Genomic DNA, 20,309 nt, shown 5'->3' with positions numbered 1-20,309 from the left:
AAATGATAAAATCCATTACAACGTTAAATTGTATTTTAGAGAATTTAAAATACTGAAAAACAATACGTTAAATTATATTTTTTACGATGACAAATACCCATAAAGACGCTCTTTTCGTTCTGATAAAATCACTTTCAAAGTCAGAAAAACGTCAGTTTAAGCTGTACGTAGGTCGTTTAGGGGTAAATGCTGATGCTAAGTTTCTGGCGCTCTTTAATTTGCTGGATAGATTGCGAACATATGATGAGCGTCAAATCTTGGAAAATAACATTGTCAAAAAAGCACAGCTTTCCAACTTAAAAGCGCATCTATATAAACAGATTTTGGTGAGTTTACGATTGAATCCCGTCAATCAAAATATAAGGGTTCAAATACGTGAGCAATTGGATTTTGCAACTATCCTATATCAAAAAGGCTTGTACAAGCAAAGTTTAAAGATTTTGGACAAAGCAAAAAACTTTGCTATAGAGAATGAGGAAAAAAATGTTGCCTACGAAATTGTGGAACTCGAAAAAATAATTGAGACCCAATATATTACAAGAAGTATTCCCGATAGGGCAGATGAACTTGCGGTACAGGCAAAAGAGCTTTCGGCACATAATGTAATAACGAGCAAGCTTTCCAACCTTTCCCTGCAATTGTACGGAATGATGCTAAAAGTGGGTTATGTACGTAATGATGAAGAGTTATTGGAGGTTCAAAACTATTTTGATGCACACTTGCCTGCATACAATATTGATAATCTCGGTTTTAGAGAAAAATTATGGTTGTACAAGGCCCATTTATGGTATAGTTTTCTCACTCAAGACTTTTTGTCCTCTTATAAATATGCCAGCAAATGGGTAGATCTTTTCTATGATAATGAAGAAATGATTCCTTTAAACCCGGTCTTTTTCCTAAAAGGGAATCATTATCTTTTAGAATCATTGTTCTTTGTTAAATACAGTTCACAATTTAGGGAAACTTTAAAAAGAATGGAGGAGCAGGTTAATAGTCCAAAGTTTCCTCAAAACGAGAATATTGTTTCGTTGGCATTTCTTTATATCAATTCCAATAAACTGAACCAGCATTTTTTGGAAGGTACCTTTGGCAAGGGATTGTATCTTGTCAATATCATTGAATATGGCATTAAAAAGCACAAGGATAGAATTGATGAACACCACATTATGTTGCTATACTATAAGATTGCCTGCCTCTACTTTGGGAATGGCGACAACAAAAATTGTATTGCCTATCTGAAGAAAATCATTTTGAACAAGAACCTAAAAATGCGTGAGGATCTAATGTGTTTTGCGCGGGTTTTGAGTTTGGTTGCACATTATGAAGCTGGAATGGATTACCATTTGGAGGTTCAGCTTAAAAGTACGTACAAGTTCTTACTGAAAATGAACGACCTGCACGCCGTTCAAAAAGAGATGATCAAATTTTTACGGAGCCTTGGCGATATCTATCCAAGCGAATTGAGAAACGAGTTTCAAAAGCTTTACAATGAATTAAAGAAGTATGAAAACCATCCTTATGAGAAAAGAGCTTTTCTTTATTTGGATATTTTGTCATGGTTGGAAAGCCACTTACAGAATAAACCGGTAGGTCAAATCATTCGTGAAAAGGCATTGGCGATTACGCGCTAGAAGCGAGATATAAATGTTCTAAATAATCTTATTTTTGTTGAATTCAATGGCCGATAAAGCATTCATAACATCCGAGATTTTAAAGTGGGCAAGAGAGTCCGCTAATATCTCTGTTAAAGATGCTGCCAAAAAAGTTTCTGTATCGCCTGAAAGATATTTGACTTGGGAGAGCGGAAATGATTTTCCGACAATTCGACAAGCTAAAATCTTGGCAAAAAGTTTCAGAAGACCATTTTCTCTTTTCTTTTTACCAGAAATACCAAAAGATTTTCAACTGCTACAAGATTATCGAAGAGATGATGCGCAAAAATTAGATACAGCATCATTATTTATTATTCGTGATGTTCAAGAAAAACAGAATTGGATAAGTGAATTATACGAAGAAATTGGCGAAGACAAACTTCCTTTTGTTGGGAAATATTCTATCAATGATAATCCAGAAATTGTTGCAAGAGATATATTGGACACCTTAAAAATTAGTCCAGATAATTATCAGAAAACACCGATAAACGAATGGATTGACAAAGCAGAAACTGCGGGAATATTTATATCTCGTGCTAGCTACTTGCATTCACATTTAATTCTAGATAGAGACTTAATTCAAGGTTTTGCGATTGCTGACAAATTCGCCCCTTTTATATTTGTGAATTCAAAAAATTGGAATGCACCACAACTATTTACATTAGTACACGAATTAGCACATATTTGGATAGCTAAATCAGGTATCTCAAATGAAATAGATATTGATTTTACTGATAAACCTAAATCAAAATTTCATCCTGTAGAATTGTTTTGTAATCAAGTTGCAGCCAATGCACTAATGCCAAGGGAATTGATTACCCAATTGGGCACAGATACATTTGATTCGAATGATTTGATTTTTAAACAAGCTAAAGAACTCGGTATAAGTTCTTTTGCATTATTGGTTCGTGCTTTAAACTTAAACTTAATTTCCCAATCTCAATATAAAATTCTAAAGCTAGATGCTCAAAATGAATTTGAGAAGTTTTTGGAAAGAGAAAAGATAAAAAAGGAAAAACAAAGAGAAAGAAAAGGCGGACCAGACGCTTACCTTCTTCGCCTAAATAAAAACAGCAAACTATTTACGAGAATTGTAATGGATTCTTTTAATAACGGTTCGTTGTCACCATCAATTGCAAGTAATCTTCTTAACACGCAGATTAATAAATTCCAAAAATTTGAAAAACTGCTTGCCTAATGTTCGAAGATGAAAAAGTAATTTACTGTATTGATGCCAATATTCTTATTCAAGCTTGGCAAAAATATTACTCACCTGAAATTTGTCCTTCCTATTGGGAGGTTTTAAACGAATTGGGTAAAAAAGGTGTAGTTTTTATTCCCGAATTAGTTTATGAAGAAATAGAGAAAGGCGAGGACGATTTATTTGAATGGTTAAAAAAAAGTGATATTCCGATTAGAAAAATTGACGGAGAAGTAACAAACTGTTTAAAAGATATATATGCATCTAATCCAAGTCATAAATATTTAGTTTCAAATAACGGAATTCACTCAAAAGCTGACCCTTGGGTAATCGCTCACGCAATTAAAGAAAATGCAATTGTAGTGACTAAGGAGACGAAAGACTATTTTAAGAAACAAACCAAAATTAAAATTCCTCACGTCTGCGATAATATGAATGTTAAATGGATTGACGATTTTGAATTCATAAGGGATTTGAATATAAAATTTATCTGCGAGTCGAAGTAAAATATTGGAATATAATATTTAAAGGGTATATCAAGCATGGCAATCGTTCCAAATAGGGTCATTGGGCGGACCTGCTAAAATCTGAATATTTTCTTTCTTTACAGGATGTTCAAATTCCAAACTTCTTGCATGTAGGTGAATCCCTCCGTTCTTATTGCTCCTGTCCGCGCCATATTTTAGGTCACCTTTAATAAAGCACCCAATAGCTGCAAGTTGAGCTCGAATCTGATGGTGTCTTCCAGTTTTTAAGTCAATTTCCAAAAGGGAATAATTATCCAGCTTTTTAAGGGTTTTATATTCCAAAATAGCCTTTTTGCTATTTGGGACTTCTTTTTTATGGGCGTAGGATTTGTTCTGCTTTGGATTACGAACCAACCAATGCGTTAAAATCCCTTTTTCAGAATCTGGAGATTTTTTTACTATGGCCCAATAGGTTTTTTTGGTTTTTCCTTCCGCAAACAGTTTGTTCAATCGTGGCAATGCCTTGGAAGTTTTAGCAAATAATACAATTCCGGATGTTGGTCTGTCCAATCTATGGACTACCCCCAGATATACATTCCCGGGTTTATCATATTTTACTTTTAAATATTCTTTTATGATTTCACTCAAAGGAGCATCACCGGTTTTATCTCCCTGTACAATGTCACCAACTTTTTTGTTGATTACAATAAGATGATTGTCTTCGTAGAGAATCTGTAAATTTAAAGCAGAAGATTTAAGATTTTCAGACATTTACTTTTTCACTTTTAGTAGTGTTTGACTGATAATTTTTGCAGCGACCTTGCTTCCTTTTATTGATGGATGAAAACCATCCTTTGCATAATAAGAATAGTCTCCAGTCCCATCAAAATATCCTTTCCATTCCTCTCCAACTGAAGATAGTAACGCTCCATTTTTTAGTGCAGCTTCCCTATGATTTGTTATGACATCATCAAAAGTATGGTAATATGTCCTAGAAGGCCACACCATAAAATATACCAACTGGGAATTTTTTGATTCGCAGAGTTGCTTCAATTTCTTCCCGTAAGATAATAGCATGTTTCTACCTTCTTCTTGTGATGAAGGTCCTTGCTGAATAATTACAAAATCATAATGATTTTTAGCAATCAACTTTTGCACTTTACCATCATTCCAATGGTCTTCAATTGCATAATTTGGATAAGCAATCATTTCAGTCTTTAGATTGATTCCTTTTGAACGAATTTCTTTCTTCACTAACTTTGGTAAATTGTTAGAGTATGTAAGACTGTTTCCAATAAAAAGAACCTTTAGACCTTTTGAAATTTTCGGCGGCAAGTTTATCGGAAAATCTTGAGGATATATTACCTGAAACGTAAATACTACCAAAAGAAAAAACCAAGATTTTTTCATTATTATATAAATCTTTAATATTGCTCCTCTTCATTGGGAAAATCCTTGCTTTTAACATCATATACATATCGCGAGATGGCATTGCCCATTTCTTCATAAAGATTCATGTACCTGCGCAAAAAACGGGGATTGAATTCATGGGTCATTCCCAATAGGTCATGAACAACAAGAACCTGTCCGTCCACACTATTTCCAGCTCCTATGCCTATAATTGGAATGGAAACACTTTCCGCAACTTCTTTGGCCAGCTTTGCCGGTATTTTTTCAAGTACAATTCCAAAACAGCCCAGTTTTTCCAACATTTTGGCATCCTCCTTCAATTTTTGTGCTTCTTGATTTTCTTTTGCCCTTACTGTATAGGTACCAAACTTATAAATGGATTGGGGAGTAAGTCCTAAATGCCCCATAACGGGGATGCCAGCTCCTATGATCCGTTTAACGGATTCTTTTATCTCTCCTCCGCCTTCAACCTTTACAGCATGTGCACCACTCTCCTTCATAATACGGATTGCCGAGCGCAACGCTTCTTTGGAATCACTTTGATAACTGCCAAAAGGAATATCTACAACGACCAATGCACGTTTTGCAGCTCTTACCACAGAACTTGCATGGTAAATCATCTGATCTAAAGTGATCGGTAGCGTAGTTTCATGACCAGCGATAACGTTACTGGCTGAATCTCCAACCAAAATAACATCCACATTGGCAGAATCCACTATGATGGCCATCGAGTAATCGTATGCGGTCAACATTGAAATTTTCTCACCGTTCTGCTTCATTTCCACCAACGATTTTACGGTAATTCTTTTATACTCTTTTTTGGCAATTGACATTTGGTTTGATTTTTTCTTGCCTAAATGTAAGTAGATTTGTTTAATTTGGGTAGCAATCAAAACATAACAATATGGGGCGCGCAATCTTTTTTTTGACGATATCAATCACTTTCATCAACGCAAACGCTCAAGGCCCCAATTCTATGGAAACCGATAGCCAGGCTGTGCGGAACGTTATTGAAACCTTTTTTGAAGGATTCCATAAACAGGATTCCTTACTAATGAAAAGTACCGTTGTCGATAAAATTGTACTCCAGACAACAGCAAAGAGCCCAGAAGGGAAAACGTTGTTCAAAACCAGTGAATTTGAAAAATTCATGACATCCATCATCACTATTCCAGACAGTATAAAGTACGAGGAAAAACTTACATCGTTTTCAATTCAGGTCGATAGAAACATGGCCAATGCTTGGGTAGGTTATGAATTTTGGCTGAACGACAAGTTCAGCCATTGTGGAATCAATTCATTCCAACTGATAAATTTTGAAGGTGATTGGAAAATTGTCTATTTAATCGATACTAAGGGCAAAGATGGCTGTAAAGAGCGATAATTTTTACGCTACTGATTTTCAGTAGTATAACTTCAAATGTGGATAATTTCTAAATTCATTAAATTATTTTATGGAATAATTCCAATTAAATGGATTTAATCCATAAATTTGAACATGGAAATCATCAAGCACGGCAAAATTGAAAAGGTCGATCACAGGCATGCTCCCGAAGTATCCAAACAAACAGGCTTTCCAAGTCCTGCGACCCATTACTTGGAACCAACAATAAACTTGCACCAAGAACTTGTTTTAAACAGTGATGCAACATTTTTTATAAGAGTGAAGGGAAGACAGTTTTTGAACCTTCACGTTGATCATAATGATGTGCTAATCGTGGATCGTTCTCTACCTGTAAAAAGGAATACTTTAATATTGGCCATTATTGATGGGGAATTTGAATTAATACGCTTGCAGGACGAACCGAGAGATAGTTCAATTTCCATATGGGGAACGGTCACTTATATAATCCATAGAACCTAATGGTAGCGCTAGTTGACTGCAACAGTTTTTATGCATCATGTGAAGCGGTTTTTCGTCCAGACCTAAAAGGTAAACCCATTGTAGTATTGAGCAATAATGATGGATGCGTGATTGCAGCCAACAAGGAAGCAAAAGCTATGACACATATACCCATGTACGAACCTATCTTTAAAATAAAGAACCAGTTATTGACCAATGGGGTCAATTTTTTTTCTTCCAACTACACGTTGTATGGAGAAATGTCCCAGCGTGTAATAAACATTTTGAAGACCTTTTCCCCAAAGGTCGAAGTATACAGTATTGATGAGTCGTTTTTGGATTTGAGTACTGTTCCAAGAGATGAGCTTGAAGCCCATGGGCATAAAATCAAGGACACAATTCTCCAGTATACAGGCCTGCCCGTGGGCGTGGGAATAGCACGGACCAAAGTATTGGCCAAAGTTGCCAACCGTATGGCTAAAAAATTACCTGATTTACAACATGTCTGTGTGGTGGATTCCGAGCAAAGTGAAGAAGAATTGCTCAAGTGGTGTACAATCGATGATGTATGGGGCATAGGAAAACAGCATGCCAAGCGACTAAAATCCATAAATGTCCATGATGCGCATGATTTTACCCGGTTGCCGCTAGCATGGGTACGTAAGGAGATGACCGTTGTAGGCGAGCGTCTTTGGCGTGAACTGAATGGGGAAAAAGCTATTGAAATGGTAATGGAGCCCAAGAAGAAAAAAGGAATCGGTACTGCAAAGTCTTTTGGAAAAAAGCTGACCGACCTTGGGCTTATAGAGGAGGCCTGTGCATTTTATATAACAGAGGTGGCCGAAGTATTGAGAGCCCAAGGAACCTGTGCCAGCCAACTCACCATTTTTCTTACGACCAATTATCACAGTGACTATGATAAACAATATGCCAATCGTATTACGCTAAAACTGGAAGTTCCCACCAATAGCACATTTATTCTAATAAAAGAGGCCAATAAGGCATTAAGAAAGATTTTTAAGCTAGGATATCGCTATAAAAAAGTTGGTGTAGACGTTACGGGAATCGTACCTGAGAACGAGGTGCAGGGCAATCTATTTCGACCAAATCTTAACAGCCTTTCTGTATTGTCCAAAACCGTGGACAAACTCAACGCAAAGTTTGGAAAGGCCAAAGTGCGTTCAAGTACGTTGGGCAAACGCATGAAACAGTGGGAATTGATAAAAGAAGAACGAAGCCCGCGATATACTACGCAATGGAACGAACTTTTAACTGTAGGGAAATGCAAACCAAAGGCATAATTTTCTTGCATAGATTTTGTAAAATAGAAAATCCCAACAAAAATTTCGGTAACCGAGAAACCAATAGTTATTCCTGAATTTCCTTTATAATCAAATCCGAACCTGAATATGTGTCGTCTTTAAGCTCATGCCAGTGGCGTATTCTTGGAATTTTGAGTCCATCTATATTGATTGTTCCATCAAAATAGATTCTATCACCTTTTTCAGGATCATCCGGGAAAACAATATCCACGCCCTTTAGGGTCATATCATTTTTTGAAACATAAATGTTCCAAAATTTTGAAATAATAGCTTCTTTTAGCTCAATTTCGATGCTGTAACAATTCTCATTGTTGAATAAAATATCAGAAGTGCTTACGACCTCTTTCATAGCTTCCTCAAGAGACATTGGTAGCCCATAGAGTAGTTTGTAAAAGTTTTTGTAACCAATACTTCTTGAAGCATCCAGTCTATATTTTTGAATCAACGTTGTATCCGTTTCTACTTTTCCATCCAGCAAAACAGAACTATTTCCATTACTTTCAATAATATGTTTTGAAATATGCTCATCCCTATTTCTAGAGAGCTCAAAAGTGTTGTTCTCGTTGTCCAGTTTTAGAATGGAATAGCGGGAAGGATTGGAAACTCTAGGTTCTTGTATGTGTAAGTTCAGCGTAGCTGTTTGCCAAGTGTCTAGAGAATCATGGACCGCAATGGTCTTTTCTAAAATTGATTGATCATCAACTTTGGTTTTTTCGCTACATCCAATGAGAAAAAAAAGCAGTAATCCAGTTATTGATAATTTCATGTTGGTTTGTATTTGAATATATTTTGCTTCCAATTATTTTTGGTATTCCATCACTTTTCTTTCTTGAATCGAAGCGTTCTCCCGTTCGTGTCGGTTAAGATAACGACATTATCAAGTATAGTAAAATTCTGATTGTTTTTTAAAATACCAAAAAACGTTTTAGACCAACTTTTATCACAATTTCTTTTGGTCACAAAGGGTTCTTTAATCGTTTTGTAACCGTTACCCTGAAACAAAACGCTCATACTAAATCCGTTACATCCCGTAAAACCGGTTATCATGTTCTTATCAAAATTGAATTTTATGACTGGTTTTCGCTTTACCTTATTATTTGTGACGAATGCAGAATCATTGACATGGGTGAGTTCCCATGAATGATTTTCCAATGGATGATAAATCTTTTGTTTAAATTCCATGGTTCTACCATCATTGCCCACAATTTTTAAGTTGGTATTTTCAAAAGTATAATTTTGAATATTTTCAATTCTATCATAAAAATCATCTTCCCATTTGCTGTCACCGCAAAAAAGCTGATTGGTAAAAACGGATTCCTTCAACGTAATCGTATTTTCACCAAAAACTGCATCACCGCCAAAACCATTGCATCCGGAAAAGCCCCCAATAAAACCTTTTTCCGTATCGATCGTTAATCTAGGTTGTGTTTGACCTTTACCATATATTGGACCTATATCAAACAAAGTGTCGTTAACTTTTAATAATTCCCAATGCCCGCTCAAGGTGGGTTTTTCAATCGTTGTTTTTATCGAGTTTGAAGTTGATATCGATTCGTTCTTTATGGTTTTTTTGCAAGCACCGATCAGAAATAAAATAGAGAGTATTGCTGTATTTTTCATTTTTTCTTCAAACATATGCTAATAGTAAATTGCAAAAAACGTAAAATGAGTGAACCGTACTTTTAGTTGAGGGTATTGCGTTAAATGTATAGTTTCAAAATAATTTGTGGCATTAAATTTAAATCTTTCAATGTAAATCATAGTAAAATGATGGGATGCACACTTTTAAAATTTCTTTTCAACAATATTTTTCGGATTTAGTGACGGATTGATCACAATTTCAAAATTAATCACTCCAAGAACCAATTCTTCTTCTGTAATTACCTCAACTCTCCAAGTGCCTTTCTTCACGTTGTTTTTAAACGTATAACCACGATATCCTCCGTCCCTTCCTCCAACAATATCATATCCAATATCCTCAACAATTTTCCAATCGTTTGTATTTGGGTCATACCATTTCCATCTGTGCAATATCGATTTTTCAATGTCTGTAGGGGCAAAAATCGAAGAGAACACATAGACACTTTCTTCGGGTTTATAAATAAATTTTAATCGATGTCTTCTCCAAAATATATGAGAACCATCCGCTTCGTAGGAAACGATATAATTGTTATTTTCAAGCTTTATGTCATGAGCTACAATACCATTTTCAAGAGCCAGTGGAACAGGCGGTATCAACCTGAACAGATAAAAAAGATTGATTGTAATATAGATAGAAAATACAATTCCAATCAATTTGCCCAAGCCTACTTCTGCCCGCGTACTAGGGCTTTTGAGATAGATAAAAACTATTAAAATTAAAGTGCTGACCAAACTGACAGCTCCTGATATTAAAAAAATATTTGTATTCATTTCTTTTATGAACACAGGTACCATAAAAGCAAAAAAGGTAAAATTGATAAAGAAATATACCCCAAATTGCAAATACTTATTGGATATACGTTTCTTCAAAAATTCATTGGCAAAAAGCAACAGAACAAGAATTACAAAGAATGATACGGTTTTTGAGAGGGAAACACTCCTAGAGAAATAAATGACGTATGCACTTGAAAGTCCTCCGAAGAAAAACTGAATCGCCAAAGGCAAATATTCATCATACCGTCCAATAATCGAATTTTTCCATTTTCCATCATCCACGAGATTGTAGATATATAGCATAATGGTCAGTGCGGTCATGTGCAAGCAGAGGACTATAAGATCGTACAATCTGTCAATACGCCCCAGGGTCAATGAATCGAAAATAAAACCACCAATGAAGAAAAGTACGGGAGCATATTTTTCATGCTTTCTTATCAACCTTCTAAGTTTACTGTTCCGATATCTTACAAGAGTTCTTTTCATATATTTCAGTGGCAACTAAAATCGTGAAGTGTTTTTGTAAAAATTAACTGAATTACACATTTTATTTTACCAACGTGATTTTCCCATTCGCTGTTTTCTGGAATATTGCTTCATTTTTATCAATCAAAATTCCTATTGGAGTAAAGTCTCCAATGCTTCGAGAAACTTCAGAAATTTTGATGGATTTCCCATTTTCAATAAATATCAATAAATTGAATGCGTCGCTATACTCGATTCCATTTTCTTTGATGTTACTTAAATCCAATCCCAGTCCTTTTTCAATGTGACCAACTGCCAAGTAAGGTCCAAGAATCAATAATTGATTCCAATTAAAACCATCAAATTGGGAAAAGTCGACTTTTTTATCCTTAGCCACAAAAGCTGTTTCTATTTTTGTTGATAGCTTTTTATCCGATTCTAGCGTGTTTGAAAATTTACAAGAAGCAAAAACCAAAAGAAATAACCCGATGCCGATTTTTTTTGTCAATTTCTTAATTGCTTAGAGTTTCTTGAGATTTGAATATGTACAGAATTTTCAAAATCGTGCGACGTTTTCACCATATTTTGTTTTAGAAGTGATAATTATAAATTTAGCAATCACTTAAAAATACACCCACAGCCAGTCCCCCCTCAGAGGTTTCCTTATATTTTGAGCTCATATCCTTTGCAGTTTCCCACATGGTATTTACCACTTTGTCAAAAGGCACTTTTACATCTTTGGGGTCGGTCTCTAAAGCAAGTTCGGCAGCATTTATGGCTTTTATGGCTCCCATGGAATTACGCTCGATACAGGGAACTTGCACCAACCCTCCGATGGGGTCGCAGGTTAAGCCCAAATGGTGTTCCATTGCAATTTCTGCGGCCACCAAAACCTGTTCGGGTGTACCGCCCAATAGCTCGGTCAAGGCTCCAGCGGCCATGGATGACGAAACTCCAATTTCTGCTTGGCATCCTCCCATGGCCGCAGATATGGTTGCCCCTTTCTTAAAAATACTGCCTATTTCTCCCGCAACGAGCAAGAATTTTTTAATATGTTCAAGGTCGGCATCATGGTTTTCAATCACCATATAGTACATTAAAACGGCTGGAATAACACCTGCGCTCCCGTTTGTTGGAGCTGTGACCACACGTCCCAATGAGGCATTTACCTCATTTACACTAAGGGCAAAACAGCTTACCCATTTTAAAATCTGCCTAAATTTAACCTCGGTTTTTCGTATGGCATGTAGCCATTCCACAGGATTGGAGTAGGGGACATCACCTTTTAGTTTTTCATGCATTTCAAAAGCACGTCTACGTACACTTAGTCCGCCCGGCAGTGTCCCCTGGGTGTGGCACCCTAAATACATACACTCCAGCATCGTATTCCAAATACGGTTTAATTCCGTATCGATTTCATGGCTCGACCGTAATGAAAGTTCATTTTCCAAAACAACCTCAGAGATTGAATTGTTTTTCTCTTTACAAAAGCTGAGTAAATCAACTCCTGTTCTGACCGGACATGGAAAAGTTTTGAATACTTCTTTATTTTCTTTGGAATTAATGCGTTCTTCTTTTACCACAAAACCACCACCAATGGAATAGTATGTTTCCATGGAAAAAGTTCCATCATTTAAAAAAGCTTCGAATTGTAGTGCGTTGGCATGGAATTGTAAAAATTCTTTTTTGAAGATGATATCCTCCGTGAAGCTGAAAGGGATTGTTCGTATGCCTCCCAGATTGATTTGGTTTTCAGCTTTTACTTTTTCTACGGTTCTTCCTATATTTTCTGTAGCTACTGTTTCTGGATTACTGCCCAATAATCCCATCACAACGGCAATGTCGGTAGCATGGCCCTTGCCTGTCAATGCCAAAGAACCATATAAATGGACTTTTATACGTAATGTTGAATCAAAAATTCCTTGTTGCTTAAGTTCATTTATCCAGCGTTCAGCTGCTCGCCAAGGACCCAGAGTATGGGAACTGGATGGTCCCACACCAATTTTGAGCATATCAAAAACACTGATACATTCCATTGATTAGATTTCCTTCAAATATAATACGAGGAAAAATATAAAACACGAAATAAAAGTTTAGAATTTGTAAAATACAAAGTGTATAGTTGGTAATGGATGTATTTAAAGTTTCAGAGTTTCTGGGATGTAAAGTCCAGAGTTATGAATTATGAGTTCAGAGTTTTTATTTCCTGTCTCCTGTCTCTTGTTTCCGACCTCTAACCTCTTACTTCTTATGTCTATATAAACCTGCCACCTTGTCATATTATTTTGCATGGCATAATCATTGACATTTACTGGACGAGATAAAAATAAATTTTCAACAGAAATAACATTATACAATGAGCAAGATAATAGGTATAGACTTGGGTACGACCAACTCCTGTGTTTCCGTTATGGAAGGTAACGAACCTGTCGTAATTCCAAATGCTGAGGGCAAAAGGACTACTCCTTCTGTCATTGCATTTGTAGAGGGCGGTGAAATAAAGGTTGGTGACCCGGCAAAGAGACAAGCGGTAACAAATCCGCACAAAACGATTTACTCCATCAAGAGATTTATGGGGAACAAGTTTTCAGAATCTTCAAAAGAAGCGAATAGGGTTCCTTATAAAGTAGTAAAAGGTGATAACGATACGCCACGTGTAGATATTGATGGGCGTTTGTATACTCCCCAAGAACTATCTGCCATGATTCTTCAGAAAATGAAGAAGACAGCAGAAGATTACTTGGGACAAGATGTAACAAGGGCGGTAGTTACCGTACCTGCATACTTTAACGATTCGCAAAGACAAGCTACAAAAGAGGCTGGTGAAATTGCTGGTTTAACAGTAGAACGTATAATTAACGAGCCTACAGCCGCATCTTTAGCCTACGGTTTGGACAAAAAAGATAAGGATCAAAAAATAGTTGTATTCGATTTTGGTGGTGGTACACATGATGTATCCATATTGGAATTAGGGGACGGTGTTTTTGAAGTATTGGCAACTGATGGTGATACACATTTAGGTGGTGATGATGTTGACCAAAAAATCATCGATTGGTTGGCAGAGGAGTTCAAGAAGGACGAGAATATGGACCTTCGTGAAGATGCCATGGCATTACAACGTTTACGTGAAGCTGCCGAAAAAGCAAAGATTGAATTGTCTTCTTCTGCGCAGACCGAAATCAATTTGCCTTATGTAACGGCAACATCTTCTGGACCCAAGCACTTGGTAAGAACTTTGACGCGTGCAAAATTTGAACAATTGATAGAGGACTTGGTCAAAAGGACAATAGCTCCATGTGAGACGGCTTTAAAATCAGCAGGATTGTCCAAAAGTGATATTGACGAAATCATCCTTGTTGGTGGTTCCACGCGAATTCCAGCAGTTCAAGAAGCTGTGGAAAAATTCTTTGGCAAGAAACCTTCAAAGGGGGTGAATCCTGATGAGGTAGTTGCTGTAGGAGCTGCAATACAGGGGGGTGTTTTGACGGGAGACGTAAAAGATGTCCTGTTATTGGACGTTACTCCACTTTCTTTAGGAATTGAAACCATGGGAAGTGTTTTTACCAAGTTGATTGAATCGAACACGACAATCCCAACAAAAAAATCACAGGTATTCTCTACCGCTGCGGATAATCAACCATCGGTTGAAATCCATGTATTGCAAGGAGAAAGACCAATGGCCGCAGACAATAAAACCATTGGCAGGTTTCATTTAGATGGTATTCCACCAGCACCAAGGGGTACGCCACAAATTGAGGTCACCTTTGATATTGATGCCAATGGTATCATTAAAGTTTCTGCTACGGACAAGGCAACGAACAAATCACAGGATATTCGAATCGAAGCCTCTTCTGGGTTGACAGAAGAAGAAATCCAAAAGATGAAGGCCGAAGCTGAGGCAAATGCCGAAGCTGATAAAAAAGTAAAAGAAACCGCAGACAAATTGAATGAGGCTGATGGGATGATTTTCCAAACTGAAAAGCAGCTAAAAGAATTTGGCGATAAACTTTCCGATGATAAGAAAAAGCCAATCGAAGATGCTTTGGAGGAATTGAAGAAAGCTTACGAAACCAAAGACTTAGCGCTAATTGAACCTGCTTTGGAAAAAATCAACGAAGCATGGAAAGTTGCTTCAGAAGAAATGTACAAAGCACAGGCAGAAAGCGCACAAGCTGGAGGTGAGTCTGCAGGAGGAAATTCTTCTGCCAATGGTTCTGCGAGTGACAGTGCTGCAGAAGGCGATAACGTTGAAGACGTAGATTTCGAAGAAGTCAAATAATTCCACTTTGGAATAGATAAAAAAACCCGCCCATTGGCGGGTTTTTTATTAGCCATATATCATGCTGCATTCAATTGGCGTACTTCCAACTCTTGAAGCTTCTTTAATGCCTCGCCTTTTGAGTTTACATTAAGTTTTACGTAAATATTCTGAATATGGAAATTTACTGCGCTTGGCGTTACAAAGAGCCTATCTGCAATCATTTTATAGGTATATCCTTGGGTGAGCAACCCAATAATCTGATTTTCCTTTTTCGAGAATCGCTCAAGAGTCTTAATTTGGAATGAATGGATGATTTTTTTAACTACATCGTGTTCCAGGGCTACCCCGTGTTGTCGCAGTTCATCCAATGCATTAAAGAATCGGGTTTTGGTTAAAGGTTTGGTCAAAAAACCGTCCGCCCCCTTCTTAAAGGCTTCTTTTATAATTTTGAAATCACTGGTCTGGCTCGTCATCAAAACTTTTGGAGCTTTGTTCAGTTTATTGAAATATGGAATACCATCAATGCCCGAGATTCCGTTCAAATCAACTTCAGAAACAATAATGTCCGTATCATTCCTTGCAGAATGGGATAAAAATTTATTTACCGAAGTATGTATTTCTATCAATTCATAACGCGACTCATCGCTAAAATAGAATCGATAAAGGGGGTGTAATTTTTCATCATTGTCAATGATGGTAATTTTTAATGTGTTAGTCTCCATGTGTGTTAGATTTTGGTCATCTGATTTTGTCATAGTTTGCCTTCATTTTGCCTAGATATAGAGCAAAACGCATCATGTCTTTCATGTCCGAACGGGATTACAAGGAGAAAAGCTTTTGCGTTTTAAAATATTGATTTTAAACACGAAGTAAGCTTCACCATTGCCCTAATTGGGACATGTTGATAAAAATCCTGTGAAGGATTAAATCAAAAAAAAGTTTAGAAAAGGTTTTAAAATGCTAGAAAAGAACCCGCTTATGGAGTGGGGGACTTAATGTTGCACTAAAATTTGTAGTTTCTTTCATAGGTATAAGATTTGGGATCTTGTATTATTTCAAAAACTAAATTAAGCTTTTTTTTCTTTCTTAAAAATTTTTTGTAGTCCTTTTCGTTCAAATACACTTTTTTAATTTTTGTGTGGATAGATAGAATATGTAGAATCCGCATGAGTTATAAGGACTTCAAAACTGATTTCAAATCTTTATATAAAAAAATAGGATGCCCCCTTTTGGAGCATCCTATTCTTAGTAAAATCAGTCCGAGTGAAATAATACGACCCGCTTCTATGATAAAGTGCAGTTTCCCCCTGTATAATTTATCATATGTCAACGATATTTAGTGTCTCGTCAATAGACAAAATCAGATTAACCTTCAGGCGTGGACCGATTTATTTTATTATATTTTATTCATCAAAGGAAGTACTGGTAATCTCGTTTGAAGTCTCTGCCTCCAAAGCTGTTTCCAGGTTTTCATCGTTATAAGCGACCATGGTATTATCCATGGATTTCTTTCTGTAGGCAATAGTTACTTTTTCAATGGTGTGGTTTGCACCCCTATTGGACACCACATAACTTTCTCCTTTTTTAGTATCAAGTTGAATGGCATAATCATCTCTACTGCTATTGATATGACTTCCTAGGTTTACAGAAGAGGTTAGACTATTCTGGGTAACCTGCGTAGCATATAGGTCAAGACCTCCAAAGCCATCACGTCCTTCAGAAGCAAAGAACAAAAGTGTTCCGTTATATATATTGGGATATAGTTCATCATCTTTAGTGTTTACTTTAGGACCAAGATTTTTGGATACACCTAAACTACCATTCGCATTTATATCAGCAACATAGATATCATATTTTCCATAGCTTCCTTTCATGTTTGAAGCAAAGAAAAGACGTTTGCCATCTTCTGAAACGGTGGGATGTTTGGCAGAAGCATACTTTGGGCAGACTTTTAATTTGGTGACATTGCTCCATTTGCCATTTATTTTTTCGGCGCGATAGACCTCATGTATCTGTTCTTTTTTGGAAAATACTCCATATAATGGTTTCTGCTCGCTAGATTGGCTAAAATATGCTGTTTTACCATCTTTGGTTACAGAGATAGAAGGAATATACCCTTCAAGTGTGGATAAAGAACCACTATAATTTTTGATTACTTCTTTACTATTTTCAAATTCAATCGGTTTTTGGGCAGCAATTTGAGCTGTCTGAAAAAATCCGATAATTAATGTTAAACTGTAGGTTAATGTGCGTATCATGGTTTTGGGATTTGGGGGTTAATACAGGACAAAATTGCAGAAATAATTTCGAGGATTACTTATTAATTTTTCATAGGTTTTTGATTTTAACGAGTAATAAGTGCATTTCATCGAATATATTTTTCAATTTTTTTATCAAAATTGTTAAATATGTCGATTAACGGCAATAAGTGTATTTAAACGGATATTTATTACAATGCTTGAAAGATGGTCAAAATACTTAGTGATCTTTGTATTTTCGATTTTCAATTTAAAGGAGAAGAGGTTTCTTGCCTTAAATTCCATATATTAATACCCTTAGCTATGGGTCTTGGAGGAATCTGCGACCATTGTATTTATTTCTTTAAGTTCATCAATTGTTAAGTGTCGCCATTTACCGACAGGAATATCCAAATGAACATTCATAATACGCACTCGCTTTAATTTCTTTACGCTATAATCTAAATATTCGCACATTCTACGTATCTGTCTGTTCAGTCCTTGGGTCAATATAATTTTAAATTGATGTTTTCCCAATTGCTCTACTTCACATTTTCTGGTCACGGTGCCTAGAATTGGAACGCCATTTCGCATTTTCTTTAAAAATTCAGGCGTAATCGGTTTGTTGACCGTAACCACGTATTCCTTTTCGTGATGATTTCTTGCCCTGAGGATTTTGTTGACGATATCTCCATCGTTGGTCATAAAAATAAGTCCCTCGCTGGGTTTATCAAGTCGTCCTATGGGAAAAATCCGTTTTGGATAATTGATAAAATCGATAATATTGTCTTTTTCGACCCTGGTATCGGTAGTACAGACAATCCCGATAGGTTTATTGAACGCTAGATAAACAGGCTTTTCCTTGGTTTCTGAGATTAGTTCACCGTCCACACGAACCTCATCAGTTGGCTTTATTTTTGTGCCCATTTCGGGTACTTTACCATTAATGGTGACCCTTCCTTGGTCTATCAGCTTATCGGCTGCCCGTCGAGAGCAGTAGCCAACTTCACTTAAATATTTATTGATTCGGGTTTCTTTCATCTTTGGTTCGGTCCAGAGAATCACATTTCATTTTTGAACATTGTAATCGTATAGTCCAACAAGTTGGTTCCTCCATATTTTCCATGGCCTGGCACCACAAATTTAATATCCGTAAGTGTACTTTTTACTTTTTTAACCGTTTTTGGCCACTCTTTTAAATTACTTTCTTTAATGTAACCCTTTCCAGCTCCCTTCGCTTTTATCAAACAACCACCAAAAAGCACATTTTCCGTGGGAACATAGCCTACAATATTATCCTTTGTATGCCCTTCCCCAAAAAACAAACTTTGTACACGTTCATTTCCAACCTTGGTCGAAAGTTTGCCTTTAAAACTATTTTGGGGAACGACTTGGTCTGCCTCTTTTGCGAATTCACAGGTTAACTGGCTGGCATAAGATGTTATTCCCGCTTCATGAAACACTTTTAATCCTCCCAAGCAGTCTTCATGTGAATGTGTTACGATAACAGCTGCTACTTTTGAGTTGAGATATTCCTTTATCCAGTCAATCAGTTCTTTGGAAGCGGCATTGGTCACTGGCGTATCAAAAACAGCGGTCTCTCCATTATTTTGAAAAACCAGACCGTTACAACCGACTTTGCCATAATCTTCTGTTTCTAAATACGATACGTGGACAAATGTATTTTCGGTAAGCTGAATTATCTTCAAATCCTTGGATTTATAGACTTCTTCAGCGGATTGGGCATTATTGCCCTTATATACAAGAAAGATTAAAATAAAGAATAGTTTGTGTTTCAAGACCCGATATTATTTTTGATTTGTGTCCAAGAATTTAATTATGGTTGTAATATAATCAGTTTAGCAATACTAATTTGGTCAAAAACTTATGATTTAAACCATAGGTCAAGAAATATATAAAAACCCGTTGTACTTTATTATAATAAAGTACAACGGGTTTTAAGCAAACTACTGCTATGAAGAGGCATAAAAGTTTTAGGAACAAAACTCTTTTATCCTCATTCTTGATTCAAAACGTCTTGAGCACCTAAGCTAAATTTGATCTGGAATATTGTGAAGCCACCTTTACTAAAGCTTGATCATCCGCAATCCCGGTTCATCGAATTGGGAAATGTACAGTATTTTTCGTTTTTCATCCGCAGCTATTCCGTTGGGCTGGGAGAAAGTTGCCTCGTTCAAAAGACCATCGGTAGTGGAATTTTCCCCTGTTCCAGCGAAAATCTCGGAAGTTCCATCAAAAGAAACCTTATAAATAACATTTTCGTTGATACCCGTGGCATAAATATAATCATCCAAAATAGTCATATAGCCTATGGCGAAACCAAAAGTGGTATCGGGTATATTAGCAATTAGAGAAACCTCTCCTTGGGGGGTCACCTTCAATATATTTGCATTGTAAAAATTGGAAGTAATTATATTCCCCTCCTTATCCACATCGATTCCAACGCATCCAAAAAGCCTATTATCGGTGGCTAATAAAGAGATGACACCATCTGGTGAGACCTTGTGTATCGTACTGGCATTAAAGTTGGCCACATAAATTGTATCGTAATCATCAATGGCAAGACCAGAAGGCCAGCCTGCTATTTCTCCTACTTGCGATGAAGTGCCATCTGGGGCAATCTTGACCAACACCCCAGATATACCATCGTCATTGTTCTCATTGTTAAAATAGAAATTCCCTTTACTGTCTTGAACCCCGCCCATAGGCGCTTCAAAACCACTCGCTTTAACGGAGATAGAACCATTTCGCTTAATTTTGAATACTTTGGTTCCACTATATTTCTGTTTAACGCTGTCGAACTTACCAAAATTGGAAGCAAAAACGGTTCCTTTGCCGTTTACATGAAGTCCGTCATTTGCAGGAAAATCCGATCCAAAAAGTGTGATTACTTTTTTGGGCTTAGGGCCTCCACCGTCAAAATCGTCAATACAGGAAGTGAGTGTAAAAAGTGCCAGACAGGCCAATGCAAGTCCAGATTTTAATAATAGTTTACCAGTTTTCATATTTAAAGTT

20 protein-coding genes are annotated in these 20,309 nt (G+C 36.6%); 7 read left to right on the top strand and 13 right to left on the bottom strand.

Annotated features, from left to right (window positions below):
• The first annotated feature begins 86 nt into the window (after positions 1–86).
• From HME9304_RS16475 to HME9304_RS16465, 3 genes are read left to right on the top strand one after another with little or no spacing between them, the layout of a single operon-like run.
• The gene (locus tag HME9304_RS16475) at positions 87–1,631 is read left to right on the top strand and encodes a hypothetical protein (protein WP_112379620.1); all 1,545 of its coding nucleotides are present in this window, start codon (positions 87–89) and stop codon (positions 1,629–1,631) included.
• A gap of 46 nt (positions 1,632–1,677) precedes the next feature.
• Complete coding sequence (locus HME9304_RS16470) at positions 1,678–2,850, top strand: XRE family transcriptional regulator (RefSeq protein ID WP_112379619.1); 1,173 nt, start codon at positions 1,678–1,680, stop codon at positions 2,848–2,850.
• The gene (locus tag HME9304_RS16465) at positions 2,850–3,359 is read left to right on the top strand and encodes a DUF4411 family protein (RefSeq protein ID WP_112379618.1); all 510 of its coding nucleotides are present in this window, start codon (positions 2,850–2,852) and stop codon (positions 3,357–3,359) included. Before HME9304_RS16470 ends, HME9304_RS16465 begins: the two co-directional genes overlap by 1 nt.
• Positions 3,360–3,389: 30 nt before the next feature.
• Here the strand turns inward: HME9304_RS16465 and HME9304_RS16460 are convergent, their stop codons facing one another.
• The 3 genes from HME9304_RS16460 to panB form a co-directional block, all read right to left on the bottom strand.
• Positions 3,390–4,091: an RluA family pseudouridine synthase gene (locus tag HME9304_RS16460; protein WP_112379617.1), complete on the bottom strand. Its 702-nt coding sequence runs from the start codon at positions 4,089–4,091 to the stop codon at positions 3,390–3,392.
• A complete protein-coding gene (locus HME9304_RS16455; protein ID WP_239023329.1) occupies positions 4,092–4,574 on the bottom strand; it encodes an SGNH/GDSL hydrolase family protein in 483 nt (160 codons plus the stop codon).
• A 170-nt stretch (positions 4,575–4,744) separates the two neighbouring features.
• A complete protein-coding gene (gene panB / locus HME9304_RS16450; protein ID WP_112379615.1) occupies positions 4,745–5,563 on the bottom strand; it encodes a 3-methyl-2-oxobutanoate hydroxymethyltransferase in 819 nt (272 codons plus the stop codon).
• Between the two features lie 71 nt (positions 5,564–5,634).
• Between panB and HME9304_RS16445 the strand changes: the two genes are divergently transcribed.
• From HME9304_RS16445 to HME9304_RS16435, 3 genes are all read left to right on the top strand, one after another.
• Positions 5,635–6,114 carry a nuclear transport factor 2 family protein gene (locus HME9304_RS16445; protein ID WP_112379613.1) on the top strand — a complete coding sequence of 160 codons (480 nt, stop codon included), beginning with the start codon at positions 5,635–5,637 and terminating at the stop codon, positions 6,112–6,114.
• Between the two features lie 114 nt (positions 6,115–6,228).
• Positions 6,229–6,594 (top strand): S24 family peptidase, encoded by a 366-nt coding sequence (locus HME9304_RS16440; RefSeq protein WP_112379612.1) that lies wholly within the window; start codon positions 6,229–6,231, stop codon positions 6,592–6,594.
• Positions 6,594–7,874 (top strand): Y-family DNA polymerase, encoded by a 1,281-nt coding sequence (locus HME9304_RS16435; RefSeq protein ID WP_112379611.1) that lies wholly within the window; start codon positions 6,594–6,596, stop codon positions 7,872–7,874. Before HME9304_RS16440 ends, HME9304_RS16435 begins: the two co-directional genes overlap by 1 nt.
• A 67-nt stretch (positions 7,875–7,941) precedes the next feature.
• On the opposite strand, the gene HME9304_RS16430 is transcribed toward HME9304_RS16435, so the two are convergent.
• From HME9304_RS16430 to HME9304_RS16410, 5 genes are all read right to left on the bottom strand, one after another.
• Entirely contained in the window at positions 7,942–8,661 is a 720-nt protein-coding gene (locus HME9304_RS16430; RefSeq protein WP_112379610.1) for a DUF6503 family protein, read from the bottom strand.
• 50 nt (positions 8,662–8,711) lie between these two features.
• The gene (locus HME9304_RS16425) at positions 8,712–9,515 is read right to left on the bottom strand and encodes an META domain-containing protein (RefSeq protein WP_164674864.1); all 804 of its coding nucleotides are present in this window, start codon (positions 9,513–9,515) and stop codon (positions 8,712–8,714) included.
• Positions 9,516–9,680: 165 nt separating this feature from the next.
• A complete protein-coding gene (locus tag HME9304_RS16420) occupies positions 9,681–10,796 on the bottom strand; it encodes a DUF2914 domain-containing protein (RefSeq protein WP_112379608.1) in 1,116 nt (371 codons plus the stop codon).
• A gap of 61 nt (positions 10,797–10,857) precedes the next feature.
• Complete coding sequence (locus tag HME9304_RS16415) at positions 10,858–11,283, bottom strand: hypothetical protein (protein WP_112379607.1); 426 nt, start codon at positions 11,281–11,283, stop codon at positions 10,858–10,860.
• Between the two features lie 103 nt (positions 11,284–11,386).
• Positions 11,387–12,811 carry an L-serine ammonia-lyase gene (locus tag HME9304_RS16410; protein ID WP_112379606.1) on the bottom strand — a complete coding sequence of 475 codons (1,425 nt, stop codon included), beginning with the start codon at positions 12,809–12,811 and terminating at the stop codon, positions 11,387–11,389.
• Between the two features lie 320 nt (positions 12,812–13,131).
• Here HME9304_RS16410 and dnaK point away from each other — a divergent pair, with 320 nt between their 5' ends.
• Positions 13,132–15,054 (top strand): molecular chaperone DnaK, encoded by a 1,923-nt coding sequence (gene dnaK / locus HME9304_RS16405; protein WP_112379605.1) that lies wholly within the window; start codon positions 13,132–13,134, stop codon positions 15,052–15,054.
• 59 nt (positions 15,055–15,113) lie between these two features.
• Here dnaK and HME9304_RS16400 read toward each other — a convergent pair whose 3' ends face one another.
• From HME9304_RS16400 to HME9304_RS16380, 5 genes are all read right to left on the bottom strand, one after another.
• Positions 15,114–15,758, bottom strand: a complete 645-nt coding sequence (locus HME9304_RS16400) for a response regulator transcription factor (RefSeq protein ID WP_112379880.1) — start codon at positions 15,756–15,758, stop codon at positions 15,114–15,116.
• Between the two features lie 681 nt (positions 15,759–16,439).
• Positions 16,440–17,294: a TolB-like translocation protein gene (locus HME9304_RS16395; protein WP_112379604.1), complete on the bottom strand. Its 855-nt coding sequence runs from the start codon at positions 17,292–17,294 to the stop codon at positions 16,440–16,442.
• Positions 17,295–17,591: 297 nt separating this feature from the next.
• Positions 17,592–18,314 carry a 23S rRNA pseudouridine(2604) synthase RluF gene (gene rluF / locus HME9304_RS16390; RefSeq protein ID WP_112379879.1) on the bottom strand — a complete coding sequence of 241 codons (723 nt, stop codon included), beginning with the start codon at positions 18,312–18,314 and terminating at the stop codon, positions 17,592–17,594.
• 20 nt (positions 18,315–18,334) lie between these two features.
• A complete protein-coding gene (gene bla, locus HME9304_RS16385; RefSeq protein WP_112379603.1) occupies positions 18,335–19,072 on the bottom strand; it encodes a subclass B1 metallo-beta-lactamase in 738 nt (245 codons plus the stop codon).
• Between the two features lie 288 nt (positions 19,073–19,360).
• A complete protein-coding gene (locus HME9304_RS16380) occupies positions 19,361–20,299 on the bottom strand; it encodes an NHL repeat-containing protein (RefSeq protein WP_112379602.1) in 939 nt (312 codons plus the stop codon).
• Between the last annotated feature and the right edge of the window lie 10 nt (positions 20,300–20,309).

Origin of the sequence: Flagellimonas maritima (assembly GCF_003269425.1) — a bacterium.
GTDB classification, from domain to species: domain Bacteria; phylum Bacteroidota; class Bacteroidia; order Flavobacteriales; family Flavobacteriaceae; genus Flagellimonas; species Flagellimonas maritima.
This window is presented reverse-complemented; position numbering and strand designations above follow the sequence as displayed.